A 519-nucleotide genomic window follows, 5' to 3' on the forward strand; every position below is an offset into this window, starting at 1 on the left:
GCATCTCTTTAATGAAACGCTCTTTGATGTCTTCTTTCACGTAACGTGCTACGCGATCCATCATTGGCTGGTCGTGCGCTTCTACGATTGAGATAGCGTTACCTTTCTTACCTGCACGAGCTGTACGGCCGATACGGTGAAGGTATACGTCAGCCGTGCGAGGCATGTCGTAGTTGATAACGTGAGAAACATCAGGAAGGTCGATACCACGCGCCGCAACGTCAGTTGCTAGTAGCACGTTCACAGTACCGTCACGGAAACGTGCAATGGCATTATTACGACGATCTTGAGGCATTTCGCCTTGAATCCACGAACACGGGATTTGTGCGCTCTCAAGTTGTGCACGTAGCTCTGCCAAGCGTTCACGAGTTTTTAAGAACACGATAGTGCGCTCAGCTTGCTCTGTGATGATATGTTTCAGCAGAGCCAGTTTGTGTTCTGCGCTATCAGCACGGTGATACCATTGAGCAATCTTCTTACGCTCACGCAGTGGCGATTTTGCGTCGATCTCTGCTGGTT

Annotated in this window: 1 protein-coding gene; it reads right to left on the reverse strand. The window is 49.7% G+C overall.

Annotated features, from left to right (window positions below):
* Positions 1-519, reverse strand: a 519-nt coding sequence (locus R8O10_RS27465) for a helicase-related protein (protein WP_318192266.1), incomplete at both ends; no start/stop codon positions are given.

Source organism: Vibrio sp. 1727, from assembly GCF_033344415.1.
Lineage (GTDB): Bacteria > Pseudomonadota > Gammaproteobacteria > Enterobacterales > Vibrionaceae > Vibrio > Vibrio alginolyticus.